The sequence below is a fragment of the Micromonospora chokoriensis genome (genome assembly GCF_900091505.1).
In the GTDB taxonomy this organism is placed as follows: Bacteria; Actinomycetota; Actinomycetes; order Mycobacteriales; family Micromonosporaceae; genus Micromonospora; species Micromonospora chokoriensis.
The window spans coordinates 2,466,014-2,484,298 of the sequence record NZ_LT607409.1 but is presented as its reverse complement, the minus strand read 5'-3'; the positions used below and the strand labels follow the sequence as shown (position 1 = coordinate 2,484,298).

Annotated in this window: 14 protein-coding genes; 3 read left to right on the top strand and 11 right to left on the bottom strand. The window is 72.9% G+C overall.

Translation table 11 applies throughout. The features are described 5' to 3' along the window. Positions 1–407: 407 nt before the first annotated feature. The 3 genes from GA0070612_RS11720 to xylA form a co-directional block, all read right to left on the bottom strand. Positions 408–1,862 carry an MFS transporter gene (locus GA0070612_RS11720; protein WP_408630544.1) on the bottom strand — a complete coding sequence of 485 codons (1,455 nt, stop codon included), beginning with the start codon at positions 1,860–1,862 and terminating at the stop codon, positions 408–410. A gap of 93 nt (positions 1,863–1,955) precedes the next feature. Continuing rightward, on the bottom strand, positions 1,956–3,377 hold the full coding sequence (gene xylB / locus GA0070612_RS11715) for a xylulokinase (RefSeq protein ID WP_088987932.1): 1,422 nt from the start codon (positions 3,375–3,377) through the stop codon (positions 1,956–1,958). A 9-nt stretch (positions 3,378–3,386) separates the two neighbouring features. Further along, positions 3,387–4,574: a xylose isomerase gene (gene xylA, locus GA0070612_RS11710; protein WP_088987931.1), complete on the bottom strand. Its 1,188-nt coding sequence runs from the start codon at positions 4,572–4,574 to the stop codon at positions 3,387–3,389. A 77-nt stretch (positions 4,575–4,651) separates the two neighbouring features. On the opposite strand from xylA, the gene GA0070612_RS11705 reads away from it, so the two are divergent. Together GA0070612_RS11705 and GA0070612_RS11700 are read left to right on the top strand one after the other, a co-directional pair. Continuing rightward, positions 4,652–5,890, top strand: a complete 1,239-nt coding sequence (locus tag GA0070612_RS11705; protein ID WP_197699353.1) for an ROK family transcriptional regulator — start codon at positions 4,652–4,654, stop codon at positions 5,888–5,890. 123 nt (positions 5,891–6,013) lie between these two features. After that, on the top strand, positions 6,014–7,624 hold the full coding sequence (locus GA0070612_RS11700; protein ID WP_231924536.1) for a PP2C family protein-serine/threonine phosphatase: 1,611 nt from the start codon (positions 6,014–6,016) through the stop codon (positions 7,622–7,624). A 60-nt stretch (positions 7,625–7,684) separates the two neighbouring features. On the opposite strand, the gene GA0070612_RS11695 is transcribed toward GA0070612_RS11700, so the two are convergent. Then, positions 7,685–8,338, bottom strand: coding sequence for a MarR family winged helix-turn-helix transcriptional regulator (locus GA0070612_RS11695; protein ID WP_231924535.1), 654 nt, complete (start codon positions 8,336–8,338; stop codon positions 7,685–7,687). A gap of 57 nt (positions 8,339–8,395) precedes the next feature. Between GA0070612_RS11695 and GA0070612_RS11690 the strand changes: the two genes are divergently transcribed. After that, positions 8,396–9,526: a PP2C family protein-serine/threonine phosphatase gene (locus GA0070612_RS11690; protein WP_088987929.1), complete on the top strand. Its 1,131-nt coding sequence runs from the start codon at positions 8,396–8,398 to the stop codon at positions 9,524–9,526. A gap of 9 nt (positions 9,527–9,535) precedes the next feature. On the opposite strand, the gene GA0070612_RS11685 is transcribed toward GA0070612_RS11690, so the two are convergent. The 7 genes from GA0070612_RS11685 to GA0070612_RS11655 all read right to left on the bottom strand — a co-directional run bounded on the left by GA0070612_RS11685 (position 9,536) and on the right by GA0070612_RS11655 (position 18,115). Continuing rightward, positions 9,536–11,017 carry a sugar transferase gene (locus GA0070612_RS11685; RefSeq protein WP_088987928.1) on the bottom strand — a complete coding sequence of 494 codons (1,482 nt, stop codon included), beginning with the start codon at positions 11,015–11,017 and terminating at the stop codon, positions 9,536–9,538. A 211-nt stretch (positions 11,018–11,228) separates the two neighbouring features. Then, a complete protein-coding gene (locus tag GA0070612_RS11680) occupies positions 11,229–12,986 on the bottom strand; it encodes a substrate-binding domain-containing protein (RefSeq protein WP_088991424.1) in 1,758 nt (585 codons plus the stop codon). A 157-nt stretch (positions 12,987–13,143) separates the two neighbouring features. Next, on the bottom strand, positions 13,144–14,181 hold the full coding sequence (locus GA0070612_RS11675; protein WP_088987927.1) for a lactonase family protein: 1,038 nt from the start codon (positions 14,179–14,181) through the stop codon (positions 13,144–13,146). An 87-nt stretch (positions 14,182–14,268) separates the two neighbouring features. Continuing rightward, complete coding sequence (locus GA0070612_RS11670) at positions 14,269–14,871, bottom strand: GTP-binding protein (RefSeq protein WP_408630543.1); 603 nt, start codon at positions 14,869–14,871, stop codon at positions 14,269–14,271. Continuing rightward, positions 14,852–15,241, bottom strand: coding sequence for a DUF742 domain-containing protein (locus GA0070612_RS11665; protein WP_088987925.1), 390 nt, complete (start codon positions 15,239–15,241; stop codon positions 14,852–14,854). Before GA0070612_RS11665 ends, GA0070612_RS11670 begins: the two co-directional genes overlap by 20 nt. Then, entirely contained in the window at positions 15,231–15,653 is a 423-nt protein-coding gene (locus tag GA0070612_RS11660) for a roadblock/LC7 domain-containing protein (RefSeq protein ID WP_088987924.1), read from the bottom strand. Before GA0070612_RS11660 ends, GA0070612_RS11665 begins: the two co-directional genes overlap by 11 nt. Continuing rightward, positions 15,653–18,115, bottom strand: a complete 2,463-nt coding sequence (locus GA0070612_RS11655; protein WP_088991423.1) for a sensor histidine kinase — start codon at positions 18,113–18,115, stop codon at positions 15,653–15,655. Before GA0070612_RS11655 ends, GA0070612_RS11660 begins: the two co-directional genes overlap by 1 nt. Positions 18,116–18,285: the final 170 nt, after the last annotated feature.

Sequence of the window (18,285 nt, the reverse complement as noted above, 5' to 3'; positions counted from 1 at the left end):
CGCCCCGGCGAGCGACGCTCCCAGGGCGGGTCGGTCGGGCGCGCTGTGGAGCTGATGCCGCAAACGAATCAGCAGCCACCCGTGCCACGGCGCCCCAGGCGCCCCACACCCCGCGCGCGCCATACGCGCCCCACACCCCATGCACCCCACATCCCACACCAACACCCCAAGCGCCCAATGCCCCGACGCCTGCGCCCCGCCAAGATCGTGCTATTTCCAGGATGTAGTGGTGTCGACGCGACAGGAGGCCACTACGACCTGGAAGTAGTGCGATCTTGGGCGGGGCGGGGCGGGCCGGGCGCGGCGGGGCGGGCGGGGCGGGGCGGGCCGGGCGGGCCGGGCGGGGCGGGCGCGGCGGCCGGGCGCGGCGTGCGGCGTGCCGGCGTCCGCGGGACGGGCACGTGGGGTCAGAGGCGGTCGGCTCGGGCGTGCAGCAGGTCGTGCACGTTCTCGATGTCCGCCGGTGAGGTTCGCGACGCCAGCCAGTACATGACACCCGTGGGAATGAAGAAGAGCTGGAAGGCGGCCAGCCCGACGGCGAAGTTCAACGGCGGCGGGAATGCCGCGCGCAGCCCCTGGAACGCCACCCCGACCAGCCCGTTGCCGGCCGCCCGACCGACCCCGTTGACCAGGTTGCCCAGGCTGTAGACAGTGCCCCGGTGCTCCGGCGGATTGACGTCGGCGATCAGCGCGAACCAGTTCGGCGAGTTGGCCGAGGTCAGTGCGAGCGCCACGATCGCGGTGAGCAGGCTCAGCCCCACCGACGGCTCGGTGAAGACGCTGGACAGCACCGCGCCGACCACCGCGCCGCCGCTCGCGCCGTCCGGCACGTCGATGGTCACCGGGACGAAGAACAACACCAGGTAGAACGGCAACGCGGCGAGGATGCCGACCGCGGCGACCAGGGCGCGGCCTCTCGGCGTACGCCGTTGCAACGCGTCGCCGACCAGCCCACCGACGATGGAGAGCACCCCGCCGAGCTGGAACAGCGTGGCGAAGACGCTGCCCACCACCACCGCCGTGGACGACGAGTAGCCCTGGGCCTCGGCCCGTTCGGCGAAGAGCACCGGCAACCACACCAGGGACCCGAAGGCGGCCTGCGCGGTGAGGCCCTGCAGGATCAGCCACCGGTTGGTGCGTCGGGCCAGGATGCGCGGCAGGTCGGCGCGGCTGATCCGGTAGTCGTACTCGGCGCCGGCGTCCAGCCGGTCGGCCAACTCCGGTTCGCTCTGGCCACGCCGGATGTCGTACGTGAACAGGTAGGCCACCGTGGCGACCAGGCCGACGCCGGTCAGGATCAGGAACGGTCGCCGCCAGTCCGTAGCGCCGAGCAGCCCTCCGACGAGGGTGCCCGCCAGGGTGCCGACCCCCTGGGAGAGCCCCCAGAAGCTCATCACCAGCCCGCGCCGGGTCGGTGAGATCAGGTCGGTGACCACCGAGAAACCGACCGAGCCGACCGCACCGAGGCCGACCGCGGCGACCAGCTGCCCCGCGAAGAACGTCAGGTAACCGCCGGCGAGCGCGCTACCGCCGGTGCCCGCCGCCCACAACAGGGTGCCCACCATGAGCAGCGGCTTACGGTTGGTCCGGTCGCCGACGTACGCCCAGCCGACCGCTGCCACCGCGCTGACCAGGAAGCTGACGGCGGTGACCAGACCGAGCAGCCGCCCCGACACGTCGAAGGCGTCGGAGATCGGGCCGTACAGCGGCGGGACCAGCCCGATCGCCACGTTGTCCAGTGAGGCGAGCAGCACGAACACCACGACGCTGTACAGCCGGTGCGCCGGGCCGCCGCCCCGGGCGTGCGGGCGTCGGCCGGGCTGCCGCCCGCCCCGACCCGGCCCGCCACTGGTCACCGTCATGACCGGCAGCCAACCAGACGCGGCTGACGAGGTCGTCACGCGGGTGGGTGCCGGCCGGCGTTCCCGGGCACCCACCCGCGTCGATCCCGACGGTCAGCGGCGGTCGAGAACCAGTCCACGGGCCGCCGCGTACTGCTCACGGACGGCGGGGACGGGCTCGGCCGCGTACTCCTCGGTGCCCTCGACCGCCCAGACCGGCGGCGTGGCACCACCCAGGGCGACCCAGGCGGCCTGCCGGGCGGCCCCGTCGGCGACGTACTCTCCCGCCGGCGGGACGACGACCGGGCAGCCGAAGACCTGCGGAGCGATCCGACGCACCGCGGCCGACCGGGCCCCGCCGCCGACCAGGATGACCCGGCGGGCGGTGGCGCCCTGCGCGGTCAGCGCGTCCAGACCGTCGGCGAGCGCGCAGAGCATGCCCTCCACGGCGGCCCGGGCCAGGTGCGCCGGGGTCGACGTGCGCAGGGTCAGACCGTGCACCGCCCCGGTGGCGAGCGGACGGTTGGGGGTCCGCTCACCCTCCAGGTAGGGCACCATGACCAGCCCGTCCGCACCGGCCGGCGCGGAGAGCGCCAGGTCGGCCAGTTCGTCCAGGCTGACGCCGAGCATCGCGGCGGCCGCGTCCAGCACCCGGGCCGCGTTGAGCGTGGCGACCAGCGGAAGGAAACGACCGGACGCGTCGGCGAAGCCCGCCACCGCGCCGCTCTCGTCGCCGGCCGGCACGTCGGCGACGCTGAACACCGTGCCGGAGGTGCCGATGGAGACGATCACGTCACCCGGACCGGCGCCGACGCCGAGCGCGGCGGCGGCGTTGTCGCCGGTGCCCGCACCGAGCAACGCACCCCCACCCAGCTCGTCGGCGAGCTTCCCCGCCGAGTCCGCCGGGCCGAGCACCTCCGGGACGATCAGTCGCCGCCCGAAGCCCTGCTCCAACAGGTCCAGCCGGTATTCGCCGGTGGACGGCGACCAGTAGCTGGTGCCGCTCGCATCCCCCCGGTCGGTACGCAGCGCACCCAACCCCGGCGCGCCGGCCAACCGCCAGGTCAGCCAGTCGTGGGGCAGGCACACGGCGGCCACCCGGGCGGCCTGCTCCGGCTCGTGCCGGGCCAGCCAGCGCAGCTTCGTGAGGGTGAAGCTGGCCACCGGCACGCTGCCGGTGGCCTCCGCCCAGAACCGACGCCCGGCCGCACCGCCGCCGGCCTCTTCGACGAGGTCGGCGGCGGCGTCGGCGGACCGGGTGTCGTTCCACAGCAGGGCCGGGCGGACCACCTGGCCGTCCTCGTCGAGGCACACCATGCCGTGTTGCTGGCCGGCGACGGAGATCGCGGCCACGTCGGCCAACCCGCCGGCCTGGTCGGCGGCGTTACGCAGCGCCTGCCACCAGGCTTCCGGGTCGACCTCGGTGCCATCCGGGTGCGCGGCGCGACCCTGCCGGAGCAGGGCACCGGTCTCCGCGTCCCGGATGACCACCTTGCAGGACTGGGTGGACGAGTCGACGCCCGCGACCAACGGCATGGCGGGGCCTCAGCGGGCGCCGAGCAGGTGCTCGACGGCGAGCTGGTTGAGCCGGACGAAGGCGAAGCCCCGGGCGGCCACCGCGTCCACGTCGACGTCCTCGAACGCGGACCGGTCGGCCAGGAACTCCTGGTAACCCTCACCGTCGTTGAGCGTCGGCGTGTTCAGGTCGCCGACCTTGCTGGCGGCGAGCGCCTCGACCACCTCGGGGTCGGCCCGGAACGCCGCGGCGCGCTCCTTGAGCAGCAGGTAGGTGCTCATGTTGGCCGCCGCGGAGGCCCAGACGCCGTCCATGTCCTCGGTGCGGGAGGGCTTGTAGTCGAAGTGCCGGGGCCCGTCGTAGGCCGGCCCGCCGTTCGGGCCGCCGTTCTCCAGGAGGTCCACCAGGGCGAACGCGTTCATCAGGTCGCCGTGGCCGAAGACCAGGTCCTGGTCGTACTTGATGCCGCGCTGACCGTTGAGGTCGAGGTGGAACAGCTTGCCCTGCCAGAGCGCCTGGGCGATGCCGTGCGCGTAGTTGAGCCCGGCCATCTGCTCGTGCCCGACCTCCGGGTTGAGGCCGACCAGCTCCGGGTGCTCCAACTGCGAGATGAACCCGAGCGCGTGCCCGATGGTGGGCAGCAGGATGTCACCGCGCGGCTCGTTGGGCTTGGGCTCCAGGGCGAACCGCAGGTGGTAGCCCTTGTCGATGGAGTACTGGGTGAGCAGGTTGACCGCCTCGCGGTAGCGGTCCAGGGCGGCGCGGACGTCCTTGGCGAGGTCGTACTCGGAGCCCTCGCGGCCACCCCACATGACGAAGGTGCTGGCGCCGAGCTCGGCGGCCAGGTCGACCTGCCGCAGCACCTTGCGCAGCGCGTAGCGGCGGACGTCGCGGTCGTTGCTGGTGAAGCCGCCGTCCTTGAAGATCGGGTGGGTGAACAGGTTGGTGGTCACCATCGGCACCACCAGGCCGGTCTCGTCGAGGGCCTTGCGGAACCGCGCGATGTGCTGGTCGCGGGTCGCGGCGTCGACGCCGAACGGGATCAGGTCGTCGTCGTGGAAGGTGATGCCGTACGCGCCCAGCTCGGCGAGCCGGTGCACTGCCTCGACCGCGTCGAGCTCGGGGCGCGTGGCGTCACCGAACGGGTCGCGGGCCTGCCAACCCACGGTCCAGAGCCCGAAGGAGAACTTGTCGGCGGGAGTGGGACGGGGTGCCATGAGCAACCTCCGGGGTGGTTTGTCGGCTATTTGTTCAGCCATTGAATTATTTGCCCGCCCTATGGCACTGTCAAGGGGTGAGCCTCACCCACGCCCCGGCCGGCGCAGTCCGTCAGGGCAGTCTGCGCGAGCTCAACCTCGCCCTGGTGCTCGGCCGCATCGCCGCAGCCGAACGCCCCCCGTCCCGAGCCGACCTGGCCACCGCGACCGGCCTCACCAGAGCAACAGTGTCCGCGGTGGTCGAGGACCTGCTCGCCGGCCATCTGGTCAGCGAATCCGACCCGGCTCCCCGCTCCGGCGCCGGCCGTCCGGCCCGCGGGCTGGTCCTGGCCGACCAGGGGCCGGCCGGGCTCGGTCTGGAGGTCAACGTCGACTACCTGGCGGTCTGCGTGGTGGACCTCGCGGGTGAGGTCCGGCACCGCACCGTACACCGGGCCGACCTGCGTCCGGTGGCCCCCGCCGACGCGCTGGCACAGCTGGTCGAGATGGCCGGGGCCGCCCGCGACGACGCCGCCGACCAGGGCCTCACACTGATCGGGGCCGCGCTCGCGGTGCCCGGCCTGGTGGACGACGCCGGTCTGGTCCGGCTCGCGCCGAACCTCGGCTGGCACGACGTGCCGGTGCCCGCCCTGCTCGCCGAGCACCCTCCGCTGGTCGAGCAGGTGCCCGGCGTGCCCGGCCTGGTGGTCGACAACGAGGCCAACCTCGCCGCGCTCGGCGAGCTGCACTCCCGACCACCCGCCCCGGCCAGCTTCCTGCACATCTCCGGAGAGGTGGGCATCGGCGCGGGCATCGTGCTGGACGGCGCGCTGTTCCGCGGCGTCCGCGGGTGGAGCGGCGAGATCGGGCACCTCCCGGTGCACCCCGAGGGGCGTCCGTGCCGCTGCGGCGGGCAGGGCTGCCTGGAGCAGTACGCCGGCCAGGAGGCGATCGTGACCGCCGCCGGGCTGGCGCGGGCGGAGCTTCCGGCGGACATCGCGACGGCACGGCTCGCCGAGCTGGCCGAGGCCGGCGACCCCGACGCGCTGCGGGCGCTGCGCGACGCCGGGACGGCGCTCGGCGTGGCGGTGGCCGGCGTCGTCAACCTGCTCGACCTGGACACCGTGGTGCTCGGCGGCGGTTACGCGGCCCTGGCGCCCTGGCTGTGTCCTCCGGTGCTCGCCGAGATCGCCGACCGGGTGCTGACCGCCGCCTGGTCACCGGTCACGGTCCGGCCGTCCACGCTCGGCGCGGAGGCCGCGGCGGTAGGCGCCGCCGGCTCGGTCGTCCGCCGGATCGTCGCCCAACCCGCCGGTTGGCTGGCCCGCTCCAGCTGACCCGGCCACGCTGTGGGTGCCTGTCGCCGGGGGTCGCTATTCTTGCCCCACAGCAACGATGCCGGGTGAGGAGTCGAGAAGCAGCATGCGCAGGAGTCGCCAGTCGCGAACCGGCGTCCGGCGGTGACCGCGACCCGGCAACCCAGCGACACCCCGCTGCCCGCCGACGCGTCGTTGGCCCGCGAGCTGCTCGACGGGCTCGCCGAAGCGGTCCTGACCACCGACGAGACCGGCCGGGTCACCCTGCTCAACGCCATGGCGGCGCGGCTGCTCCCGGAGATCACCGTCGGCACCGAGCTGTCCCGATGCCCGGTGGCGGCAGTCGCCCACGCGGTCACCACGGACGCCGACCGCTTCGACGCCGACCATCACGGCCGACGGCTGCGCGGTGCCCGGCGGCAACTCGCCGGTCCCCGTTTCGCGTGGTACGTCCGCGACGTCACCGAGGAGCACGACCGCGCCGACGCGCTCCGCGCCGAACGATCCCGCACCGCGTTCCTCGCCGAGGCGGGCAGCCAACTCGGGGTGTCCCTGCACCGGGAACAGGTGCTCCGGTCCACCACCACACTCGCCGTACCGTACCTGGCCGATGCCGCCGTGGCGCTGCCCCGACCGGTCGCGCCGGCCGAGCCGCACGCCCGGTGGCTCCGGTACGCCGACGGCGAGCCGGCCCCGACCGACGGGCTGGCCCCGCTGACGCTGACCAGCACCGCACCCGTGCTGGCCGAAGCGCTGGCCGGCGACCTCGCCGACCCGATCCCCTGCCCGGGCACCGAGCTCACCGACCTGGCCGCCATGCTGCCGCCCGGGTTCGGCTCGCCGGGCACCGTGCTGGTCTGCCCGATGCCCGGCGCCGACGGCCCGGCCGGTGCACTGCTGCTCGTCCGGCGCACCGGGCGGCCCGGCTTCGACGAGCGCGAGATCGAGCTCGCCCGGGAGTTCGCCGCCCGGGCGGGCGCCGCGCTGGCGACCGCGGATCTCCACGACGGGCAGGCCCACCTGGCCCGGGTGCTCCAGGCCAGCCTGCTCCCGCCCGAGCTGCCCACGGTGCCCGGCGTGACAGTGGCCGGCGGCTACCGGGCCGCCGGGGACACCCTGCGCATCGGCGGCGACTTCTACGAGGTGTTCCCGCACCCACGCGGGGCCCTGTTCGCGCTCGGCGACGTGTGCGGCCGGGGCGTGAGCGCGGCGGTGCTGACCGGCCGGGTCCGCCAGTGCCTGCAGACGCTGCGGCTCGTCGAGCAACGCCCACTGGAGCTGATCCACCTGCTCAACCGGGCGTTGTTCGACGCCCCGGACGCGGCCCGGCGCAGCCAGTTCACCACGCTGCTGCTGGGCTCCCTGGACCACGGCCCCGCCGGGGTGGACATCCGGATCGCCGGAGGAGGCCACCCGTCGCCCCTCCTGGTCACCGCCGACGGCACGGTCACCGCCGTCCCGGTGGGCGGCACGGCGGTCGGGGCGCTGACCACCGCACGGTTCGCCGAGACCCGGGTTCACCTCGACCCCGGCGACGTGCTTCTCGCGTACACCGATGGGGTCACCGAGGCGCACGGACCGCGCGACGCGGAGTCGTTCGGCGAGGCCCGACTACGCGCCGCGCTGGCGTCGGCGGCCGGGCAGCCGCCCGCGGCGCTGATCGACCGGGTGCTCCGGGCGGTCGACGACTGGCGGGACGGGCAGGCCCACGACGACGTCGCGATGCTGGCCATCCGCGCCTCGGCGCCGACGTGATCGGCGGCTACGGGGTAGCGGCGGCACCGCGGACGGTGACGACGAGCCGGCACCGCTCGATCAGGCGGTCCGCGCCACCGGCCCCCCGGTCGGCCACTCCCGGGTGGTGCCGACCGACCGCTCCGGGGCGCCCGACGCATCGGTCCACCGCGTGCGGGTCTGCCCGCTCCGGTCCGGCGGCCCGCCCGGCCCACCCGGCCCGTCCGGGTCGCCCGGCCAGTCCTTTTCCTCCACCGACTCGCCCGCCAGTGTGGTGTCCACCTGCTGCCGGCGAGCGACAGCGTCGAACTCCCGCATCCCGTGCAGCAGCGCGTCGCGACCCTCCGGGCTCATCCCGGCCAGCACGGCGGCGAGCTGTGCCTGACGGTCGGCCCGCAGCTCGGCGAGGAGCCGACGGGCCTCCGGGGTGAGGTGCAGCGAGATCTCCCGCCGGTCGAAGCGGCCCGGCTCACGTTCCAGCATGCCGGCGGCGACCAGCCGGTCGCAGAGCCGGCTGGCGGAGCTGAGCAGCATGTCGAGCCGGGTGGCGAGCCGGCGCAGGTTGATGCCGTCGACCTGCTCCACCACCATCACCGCCCGTAGCTGCGCACCGGAGACACGGTGGGAGGTCCCCTCCCGGGCGGATTCCCAGATGCCCAGCAGGGAAGCGGCCGCCGCGTCCAGCGCGGCAGCCATACTCGTCTCGGGGTCCGTCGGACCGTTCAGTTCGGCCATGGTGGCCCGAGACTACTCCGAACCCACAGGTGGTCGAGCTTTAGCGAGGGAGCCAGCATGAGCGAACCGGTCAATCAGGCACGACACGCACTGATCACGACGCCGGCCGACCGGATCGTGGGTGGTGTCGGGGACGTGCTGGCCCGGTCGTACGGGATCACCGACGTCGAGCTGTACCAGGTCGACTACCGCCTCGCCGAGCTGCTTCCGCTCACCGACGGAGACCCGATCACCAGCCCGGGGCACCCGGCCTGGCGCGCCTTCGACCACCAGTCACCGACGCTCTCCGACGGCAGCGCCTGGATCCCGGTCTCGATGCGGGGGGAGCGCCGGGGCGTCCTGCGTCTGTCGCCCGTTCCGGACGACCCGGACGTCGTCGCCGCGCTGGCCGACATCGCCACAGCCCTCGCGCACGAGTTGGCGGCGGTCTCCGCCGGCACCGACGTCTACCGGGCGGCGCGGCGGGCCCAGCGTCTCACCCTGGCCGCCGAGATGCAGTGGGACCTCCTCCCCGGGCGCAGCCGGATCCGACCGTCGTTCAGCCTGGCCGGGCAGTTGGAACCGGCGTACGCGGTGCGCGGGGACAGCTTCGACTGGTCCGACGACGGGCAGCGGCTCTGGCTGTCCACCGTCAACGGCAGCGGCGAGGGCGTCGCCGCGTCCCTGCTCACCTCGTTGGCCACCCACGCGCTGCGCAACGCGCGCCGCGCCGGGCTGAGCCTTGCCGACCAGGCCGCCCTCGCCGACCAGGCCCTCTACGACCTGTACCGGGGCGAGCAGCACCTCTCCGCACTGCTGATGCAACTGGATCTGCGTTCCGGGATGATGACGGTGGTCGACGCGGGCTCGCCCCGGCTGGTCATCCTGCGCGACGGGAAGGTCATCGAGCAGCCCCTGGAGGCGCAGTTCCCGCTCGGCATGTTCGAGGCGACCGACTACCACGAGCAGACGTTCCCCCTGGAGGTCGGCGACCGGATCTTCGTCGTCGGCGACGGGGTGCTGGAGGCCACCGGGCAGCACACGCGCTACGGCGAGACGGCACTGGACCGGTTCCTGCGCCGGACGGGGTCGATGGAGCCACTGGACGCCGTCCGGTCGCTGATCGGTGACCTTCGTGCGTTCGTGGCCGGTGACCTGGTCGACGACGCTGTGGTCGTCTGCCTGGACTGGACCGGCCCGCAACCGTGACCGGCGGGCTCAGTACGCGCCGCGGCCGTTCAGGACCGCCCCGACGGTCTTCCAGAGAATGGTGAGGTCGGCGGCGAGCGACCAGTTCTCCACGTAGTAGAGATCGAGGCGGATGCCGTCCTCCCAGCTCAGGTCGGACCGGCCGCTGACCTGCCAGAGGCCGGTCATCCCGGGCTTGACCAACAGCCGTCGGGCCACGTCGCCGTCGTAGCGGGCCACCTCCGAGGGCAGCGGTGGGCGGGGCCCGACCAGGCTCATCTGCCCCAGCAGAACGTTGACCAGTTGCGGCAGCTCGTCCAGCGACCACTTGCGCAGCACCCGCCCGACCCGGGTGACCCGGGGGTCCCGGCGCATCTTGAACATCAGCCCGTCGGTCTCGTTGCGGGTGGTCAGCTCGGCGAGCATGGCGTCGGCGTTCACCACCATGGTGCGGAACTTGAACACGTCGAACTCCTGCCCGCCCCGACCGACGCGGACCTGTCGGAACAGCACCGGCCCCCGACTGTCCAGTTTGATGGCCAGGGCGACGAACGCGATCAACGGCAGCAGCAGCGCCAACGCCAACGACGAGGCGGATCGGTCGACGAGACCCTTCACCAACTTGCGCGCGCCGCGGAACTCGGGGGCCTCGACGTGGATCAGCGGCAGCCCGGCGACCGGGCGGGTGTGGATCCGCGGGCCGGCGACGTCGGTCAGCGCGGGCGCCACGACCAGGTCGACACCGGTGCCCTCCAGTTGCCAGCCGAGACGACGCAGCCGGGTCGCGGTCAGCTCACCGGAGGCGGTCACCGCGACGGTGTCCGCGCCGATGGCGGTGGCAGCCTCCGGAATACCCCGGAAGGACCCCACCACCGGCACGTCACCCAGCCGCTGCGCCACCGGCGCGAGCAGGGCGTCCGGAATGCACGCGCCCACCACCTGGTATCCGGCGTACGGCTCGCGGCGCAGCGTGTGCACCAACTCCAGCACGTGCGCGGTGTCGCCGACGACCAGCACCTTCCGCGACCAGCCGGCGCCCAGCGAACGAGCGCGGTGCAGGCGCTTACGGGCGGCGAACCGGGCCACCTCCAGCCCGACGGTGCCCACTGCGAAGGTGATGCCGAGGAAGCCCCGGGAGACGCCGACGTCGGCGATGTAGCCGACGATGGCGATCGCACCGGCCAGCCGCAGACTGGCCGAGCTGACCCGCCGGTACTCGTCCGCCCCGTAGCCGATCACCCGGTCGTCGTAGCAACCGAGTGCCTTGAGCGAGATCAGCCAGGCCAGCACCAGCCCGGGGGCGACCAACACGTACGGGACCTCCGAGCCGGTCGGCTCGTCGTCACCGAATCGGGTGACGTACCCGATGAGCAGCGCAAGGATGATGATGGTGGTGTCCAGGACAACCAGAACCCGGATGTAGGACCGTTCGTCGGCCCGGGCCACCAGCCCGGCAGGACGGCCGTCCGACTCCGCCGACGTGGCGGGGGTCAACAGTGTCGCCGCGCTCACCGGCCCTCCCACTCTGTTCAGGATGGCCCCGGCTGACGGGTCGGACCGGGGGCGGACCGACCGTGCCGGAACAGTCGACATCCTGCCTTGACAACTATGACTGCCGATTGCTTCCGACGTATTGCCGTCACTTTTCTTCAACCCGGCGGCCAAAAAGGGCCTGCCACACCGATTGCCGGTACGGCAGGCCCCTTGGCGTCTGAGCGTCGGATCAGCGCGGTGCCGGTGGGCGCCGGGCGATGGCGCTGAGGAAGATGCTGCCGATCTCGCTCGGGTCCTTGGTGACGAAGACGTCGCCACCGGTCACCTTCGTGATCGACTCCAGCTCGGCCTTGCTGACGCCCTCGCCGATACCGATCATGATGACCTGGACCGGCCGGTCCGGGTCGGCGAGCTGCTTGAGCTTGGCGAGCAACTGCTGCTGGTTGACGCCCTCGTCGTCCTCGTTCTTGCCGTCGGTGAACAGCACGATCGAGTTGACCCGGCCGGGCTGCCAGTCCTCCTGCACGGCCTGGTACGCGGCGAGCATGGTGTCGTAGAGGCCGGTGTCACCGCTGGACGGCTTGACGGTGGCGAGCGCGCCCTCCAACTGGGCCCGTTGAGAGGACAGCGGCCCGATGGGCACCAACTGTCGGTAGTCCCGACTGCCGACCAGCTTCGTGGAGAAGGTCCACAGGCCGATCGACCAGGAGTCGTCGAAGAGGCCGAGGCCACGGCGTGCCGCGTCCACGGTCACCTCCTCCCGGCTCCGGTTGTTGGCGCTCGGCACCGGGTCCTTCATCGAGCCGGACACGTCGATGACGGCCAGCATCCGACCGGACTGGGTGGCGATCGACCAGCTGGAGACGACCCGCTGGATGGCGGCCGGGTCCAGGCCGCCAGCCGCGCTACCGCCGTTCGCCGGTGCGGTGGGCGCACCGCCGGACGGGCTCGGGGCACCCTGTGGCGCCTTGAAGCCGTCCCCCCAGTTGCCGTCCGGCCCGCGCAGTGACTGCGCCGCGAGCCGGTCGCGGAACGAAGGGCTGGTGAGCAGCTCGAACAGCACCCGGGCGGCCGACGCCTTGCTCGGCTCGATACCGGGCAGCACCGCGTACGGGTAGTCCAGCGGCATCGGCGCCGGCTCCATGTAGAGCGCGGCGAGCGACACCGGCGGCTTCTTGCTGTTGTACGCGATCACGTCTTCTTCGGACAGGGCCGCCGCACCGAGACCGCTGGCGATGGTCGTCGCGTCGTTGGCGGTCGGGAAACGGGCCAGCAGGTCGTTGCGCAGCGACGAGCGGCCGGTGGCCAGCGCCCGAAGCGCGCCGACGGTGTTGCGCTGGGCATCCCCGCCGGCGCCGTTGGCCGCCGCGGTCAGCGAGAGCAGCCCGGACAGCCCCGCCGCGTCGCGGGTCGGCTCGACGATCCCGGTCCGCAGCGGCGCGCTGGAGTTGTTGACCTGCTTGAGCAGGTCGGTCCAGTTGAACTTCTTGTCCGGCCAGCCCAGTCGCATGGCGATCGGCTCGGGCATCGCGACGACGATCGGGCTGCGCGCGATGGACGCGCCGTTGGTCGGGGCGAACGCCGTGGCGTCCTTCTTCAACCGCAGCAGCCAGGTCGAGGAGTCGGGCACCCACACGTCGGGGCTGACGGCGGTGCCGCTGGCCTGCCCCACGCCGGCCAGGACCGCTCCGTGCTTCGCCGCCACCACGGCAGCCACGTCGACCGGGTCGGATGCCGAGACGTCGACCCGAATGCAGGTCGGGCCGACCGCCGCGCCGTCCTTGACCCACTGGGAGGCGGCGGCGTCCACCGCTGGCGCGAGCTCGGAGGCGACCGCCACGGCGAGGCGGATCTCCCCTGAGCAGCTCGGTTTGATCAACTCCTGGTAGCCGAACCACGCGCCCGTCGTCACGACGAGCACACCCGCCGTCGCGGCGGCGGCTGCTAGGTGGAGTTTCGAACGCATGCGATGGCGGCCTGCTGACACGGTGACCATCTTGCGTACAAGGTGCCCTCTCTGCCACATCCGTTCGGACTAAAGTTACGGAGGAGAAACAGTTCACCACTTTTTAGCAACACAGAGTGACGCAGCAGCCCCGTGGCGTTGCCGAAGCTGTGCCGCCCTCACATCGCGGCGCTGTCGCTCACGGCAGCACACAGGTCGGGCTCGGCACCGGCACCGGCTCGCCGACCGCCTCCGGAACACCGGTGTCGGCGTCACGCCGGAAGACCCGCACCATGTCCGCCCGCTCGTCAGCGACATAGAGGTGCTCCCCGATCAGCGCGAAGTGCCGGGGCCACTCACCACCGGTGTCCACCTCGGCCACCAACTCGGGCAGGGCCCCGGCCAGGGCGAAGACCGCAACCGTCCCCACCCCGCGATTGCCGACATAGAGGAAGCGCCCGTCCGGGGAGACCGCGACCTCCGACGGCTGGACATGACCGGACCGCCCGCTCGCCTCGACCCGACCGTGCTGGTGCAACGCGCCGTCGTCGGTCAGCTCGTACGCGGTGACCGAGGCGTCCAGCTCACCGACGAGGAAGCAGCGCCGTCCGTCCGCGTGGCGGGCGAGGTGCCGGGGCCCGGTGCCAGCCGCCGTGCGGATCCGCGGCGCGCGGGGCACCAGCCGTCCCGTCGCGTCGTCCAGGTCGTAGCGGTAGACCGAGTCGGTGCCGAGGTCGACCGCGAAGATCGGCCCACGACCCGCACCCGGGGAGACCATGTGGGCGTGGGCGTGCTCCTGACGATCCGGGTCGGGGCCGCGCCCCTCGTGCACCACCAGGTCGGTGCGCTCGCCCGGCACGCCCTGCGCGTCCAGCGGGAAGACCGCGACGCTGCCGCTGCCGTAGTTGGCCGCCAGCAGGTGGCCGCCGTCGGGAAGCACCGCCAGGTGGCACGGCTCGGCGCCACCGGTGGACCGACTGCCGAGCGGGGCCAGCGCCCCCTCCGACCCGATCCGCCAGGCGCTGATCTCGCCGTCCGTCACCTCGTTGACCGCGTAGAGCACCGGTTGGGTGGGGTGCCGTGCCAGGAAGGACGGCGACGCGGTGACCGCGACCGTGCCGAGCGGGGTCAGCGCCCCGGTCGTCGGGTCGCGGCGTGCCGCGACGATGCCGCTGCCCCGGCCACCGCTCTGCGCGGTGTAGCCCCCGATGTGGACAACCTCATCCTGACCACTCACGTCCGACTCCTCCGCTGGCGTCCTCCACTGATCCAACCAGAGGCTGCCCGCGAAGCCGTGCCGTTAACCGGCTTTCCGGCCCGGTTCTCAGGCCGTCGGCACCGGCTCCCCGCGTTGCCGGGCCACGTGCTCCACCAGTGAGATCAACACCATCTTCCCGGACTGCCGGTCCCGGGCGTCGCAGAGCACCATCGGCACGTCCGGGTCCAGGTCGAGGGCTCGGCGTACGGTCTCCAGGTTGAAGCGTCGCGAGTCGTCGAAGCAGTTCACGCCCACCACGAACGGGATGCCCCGCTGCTCGAAGTAGTCGATGGAGGGGAAGCAGTCGGCCAGCCGCCGGGTGTCGGCGAGCACCACCGCGCCGAGGGCCCCGAAGGCCAACTCGTCCCAGAGGAACCAGAACCGGTCCTGACCCGGGGTGCCGAACAGATACACCTGAAGGTCGTCGTTGATGGTGATCCGGCCGAAGTCCATCGCCACCGTGGTGGTCGACTTGCCCTCCACTCCGGAGATGTCGTCGGTGCCGATCCCGGCGTCGGTCAACACCTCCTCGGTCTGCAACGGACGGACCTCGCTCAGGGCGCTCACCAACGTCGTCTTGCCAGCTCCGAAGCCTCCCGCGATGAGGATCTTCAGGGCCAGCGGGATGGTGGTGCTGGTGCCCATATGGTCATAGCGCACGGAGTCCACTGACCACCGCCTTGAGAATGTCGTCGTTGGGAAGGATGCCGGCGGCCGGCGGCTCGTGCACCGCTACCAGGCCCTCGGCCAGGAGATCACCGAGCAGGACGCGGACCACACCGACAGCGAGGTCCAGCTCGGCTGCCAACTCGGCCACCGACACCGGCCGGCGGGACAACGCGACCAGCCGTCGATGCTCCGGAAGCAGGTGCGGGTGACTCGCCGCGTCGACGTCCGATCCGGCCAGCACGAACGCGACCAGGTTGAAACCGTCGACGGCGGAGCGTACCCGCCCCCTGGTGAGGGTGTACGGGCGCACTACCGGTCCGGCATCGCCGTCCAGCCACTCGTGCTGCGGCCCGGGCGGCTCAGTCCGCATCACCGGCTCCCGCCGACGATCGGGCCGGCGCGGAGAGGCTCTCCCCCACCCGGATGACGAGCATCGCCATCTCGTACGCGACCAGCCCGATGTCCGCGTCGGCGTCGCTGACCACCGCCAGGCAGGCACCCTGGCCGGCGGCGGTGACGAAGAGGTACGCGGACTCCATCTCCACCACGGTCTGTCGGACCGGACCGCCGTCCACGTGCCGGCTGGCGCCCCGGGCCAGGCTGGAGAAACCAGCGGCGAGTGCACACAGGTGCTCGGCGTCGGAACGCTCCAACTCGGCCGAGCAGCCGAGGAGCAGGCCGTCGGCGGAGAGCACCACCGCCTCCCGGGCGGCCGGAACCCGCTGCACCAGTTCGTCGAGCAGCCAGTCGAGGCCGGCGCTCTGCTTCGTCGAATGCTGCACTAGGCGTCCCTCTCAGTCGCGGTCGGGTGTTCGGGGGCGGGCTGGGGATCAGCTGGCGCAGCCGGGCTCGCGGGACCTGCCGGTGCCGCCGGCGCCGTAGGGGTGACCGGCGCCGCCGGAGTGACCGGCGCCGTCGGAGTGATCACGGTGGCCCGTCCGCGCGCGGTGCCGGCCTGGAGGGCGGCCATCACTCGGCGGACCTCCTCCGGGGACCGGGGTGACGGCGTGTCCGTGACTGTCGACCGGGGTTGCGCGGTGGGAGTGCGGCGTCGTACCCGGCGCGGAAGGCCGTCCAGGTCGTCGTCGACCGTCTCGCCGGGCGTCGTCGACCCGGCTCCACCGCGCCCGTTCGCAGGCGACGTGTCCGAGGTCGACACTCCGGCCCCGGACGCCGGACGCGCGGCGACAGCGGCCGAAGCCGGCGGAGCCCCGACAGCCGACGGAGCCGCGACAGCGGACAGGGCAGCTGGTGGGCGGGTGCGGGCGCGGGGCACGGTGTCCCGTCGTGCCGGGCGAGCCACCCGTCGGCCGGCGTCGGCCGAGGCGGCGTCCAGCGTGGCACGGTCGGGGCCGGCGGGCGGTTCAGTGGTGATGAGGTCGTTGGGGATCAGCACCACGGCGGTCACCCCGCCGTCGCCGGAGGGGCGCAGCCGCACCCGGACGTTGTGCCGGGCCGCGAGCCGGGCCACCACGAACAGACCGAGGCGTGCGCTCTGCGCCGGGTCGAACTCCGGTGAGCTGGCCAGCCGGGTGTTGGCGGTCTCCAGCGCCGCGACGGACATGCCCAGCCCCTGATCGGTGATCTCCAGGGCGTACCCGTTGGCCACCTGTTCCCCGACGACAGTGACGCGGGTGTCCGGCGGGGAGAAGGCGGTGGCGTTCTCGACCAGCTCGGCGAGCAGGTGGATGATGTCGCCGACCGCCCGGCCCAGCACTCCGGCCGGTTGCACGGCGGCGATGTCCACCCGGTCGTACGCCTCGACCTCGGAGATCGCGCCGCGGATCAGGTCGACCATCGCCACCGGGTTCCGCCAACCGCGGCCGGGCGCGGAGCCGGCGAGGATGACCAGGTCCTCGGCGTGCCGACGGAGTCGGGTCGCCAGGTGGTCGACCTGGAACAGCTGGGCCAACTCGTCCGGGTCCTCCGCGCGGCGCTCCATCCGGTCCAGCAGGTGCAGCTGGCGATGGACCAGGCCCTGACTGCGCCGGGCGATGTTGAGGAAGACCTCGTTGAGCCCGCGACGCAGGGTGACCTCGTCCACCGCGGCCTGGACGGCGGTGCGCTGCACCTCGGTGAAGGCGCGCCCGACCTCGCCGATCTCGTCGTGGCCGTACTCCAGGGGTGGCGCCTCCCGGGCGACGTCCACCTGCTCACCACGGCGCAGCCGGGCCACCACGTCCGGCAGACGGTGCTCGGCCAGGTCGAGCGCGGCGGTGCGGACGCTGCTGAGCCGCCGGACCAGCGTGCGACCGACCCGCAACGCCACCAGCACCGAGACCACCACGGCGACGAGCCCGAGCACCCCGGCCGCGGCCAGCCGGGCCAGGATCCCGACCGCCATCGGCACCGAGCGGTCGGCGAGGTTGTCGGCCTCGTCCAGCTCGAAGTCGCGGAGCTGCTGTTGGACCGCGTCGTGACCGGCCTGCCAACTCGCCGCGTCCACCGGCGGTCGACCAGACCTGTTGGCCCCGATCAACGCGTCCTGCATGGCGCGCACGCTGGTGAAGTCCGGACTCTCGCTCAGCCGCTGGTATGCCGCGCGCCCCGTCTCGGGCAGGTCGGCCACCGCGCTGTCGGTGAGCCACCGCTGGTTGCCGATCATCTGTACGAGCTGGGCGTGCTCACCCGCGGCGAACCGGCCGGTGGTCAGCACCCCGGCCAGCAGGGCGTCGGTCTGTCCGAGCAGCTCTCGGGACCGGCCCAACGCGGTGAGCGCCAGAGCCTGCCTGTTGATGGCGGGATCGCTCAGGTTCGCGAGCGCGGAGAACGCCTGGAAGGCCGCGGAGACCATCCCGCTGTAGAGCCCGACCACGCCGGTGCGGTCCATCAAGCGGCCGTCGATGAAGCCGCGCCCGGTCGGCAGCGCCGACAGGGCGGTGACCAGCCGATCGACCCGGTCCTCCAACAGGTCGTCGGCGGCGTCACGCAGCGCCTCCCCGTCGACCCGGCGGCGCAGCTCGGCGATCGCCCGATCGGTGCGCTGACGCTGCTCGGTCAGCGCCGGCAGTTCGGTGGTCCCGGCGAGCTGCACCACCGACAGCCGGCGTTCGCGTTGCAGCTCGGTGACCACCGCTTCGCCGGGACGACCCAGGTCGTACAGCAGCGTGCGGGCGGAGAGCAGGTTCAGCGCGGGACCGAAGGTCAACGTCGTAGCGAAGATCCACAGGGCCAGCAGCGCGGTCACCGGCGCGACGACCAGTGCGGTCAGCTTGGAGCGGATCGGCCAGTCGCGGGTTCTCATCAGACCTCGCCCGTGCAGGGGTGGCAGGAGGGGCGCCGGCACCGCCGGGCAACGCGCCGGCCGGCTGCGTTGCCCGGCGTCGAAGCCGGGCACCGGCGCGGGCGCCTTGGGCAGGATACGTAATCGAGGGCCTTTGCACTACCGCCCGTCGCACCGACATCGACGCTCCG

Coding starts and splice junctions, on each gene's coding strand:
- GA0070612_RS11690 (WP_088987929.1), top strand. CDS start 8,396: ATGAGCGAACCGGTCAATCAGGCACGACACGCACTGATCACGACGCCG.
- GA0070612_RS11695 (WP_231924535.1), bottom strand. CDS start 8,338: ATGGCCGAACTGAACGGTCCGACGGACCCCGAGACGAGTATGGCTGCC.
- GA0070612_RS11720 (WP_408630544.1), bottom strand. CDS start 1,862: ATGACGGTGACCAGTGGCGGGCCGGGTCGGGGCGGGCGGCAGCCCGGC.
- xylA (WP_088987931.1), bottom strand. CDS start 4,574: ATGGCACCCCGTCCCACTCCCGCCGACAAGTTCTCCTTCGGGCTCTGG.
- xylB (WP_088987932.1), bottom strand. CDS start 3,377: ATGCCGTTGGTCGCGGGCGTCGACTCGTCCACCCAGTCCTGCAAGGTG.
- GA0070612_RS11665 (WP_088987925.1), bottom strand. CDS start 15,241: ATGCGGACTGAGCCGCCCGGGCCGCAGCACGAGTGGCTGGACGGCGAT.
- GA0070612_RS11655 (WP_088991423.1), bottom strand. CDS start 18,115: ATGAGAACCCGCGACTGGCCGATCCGCTCCAAGCTGACCGCACTGGTC.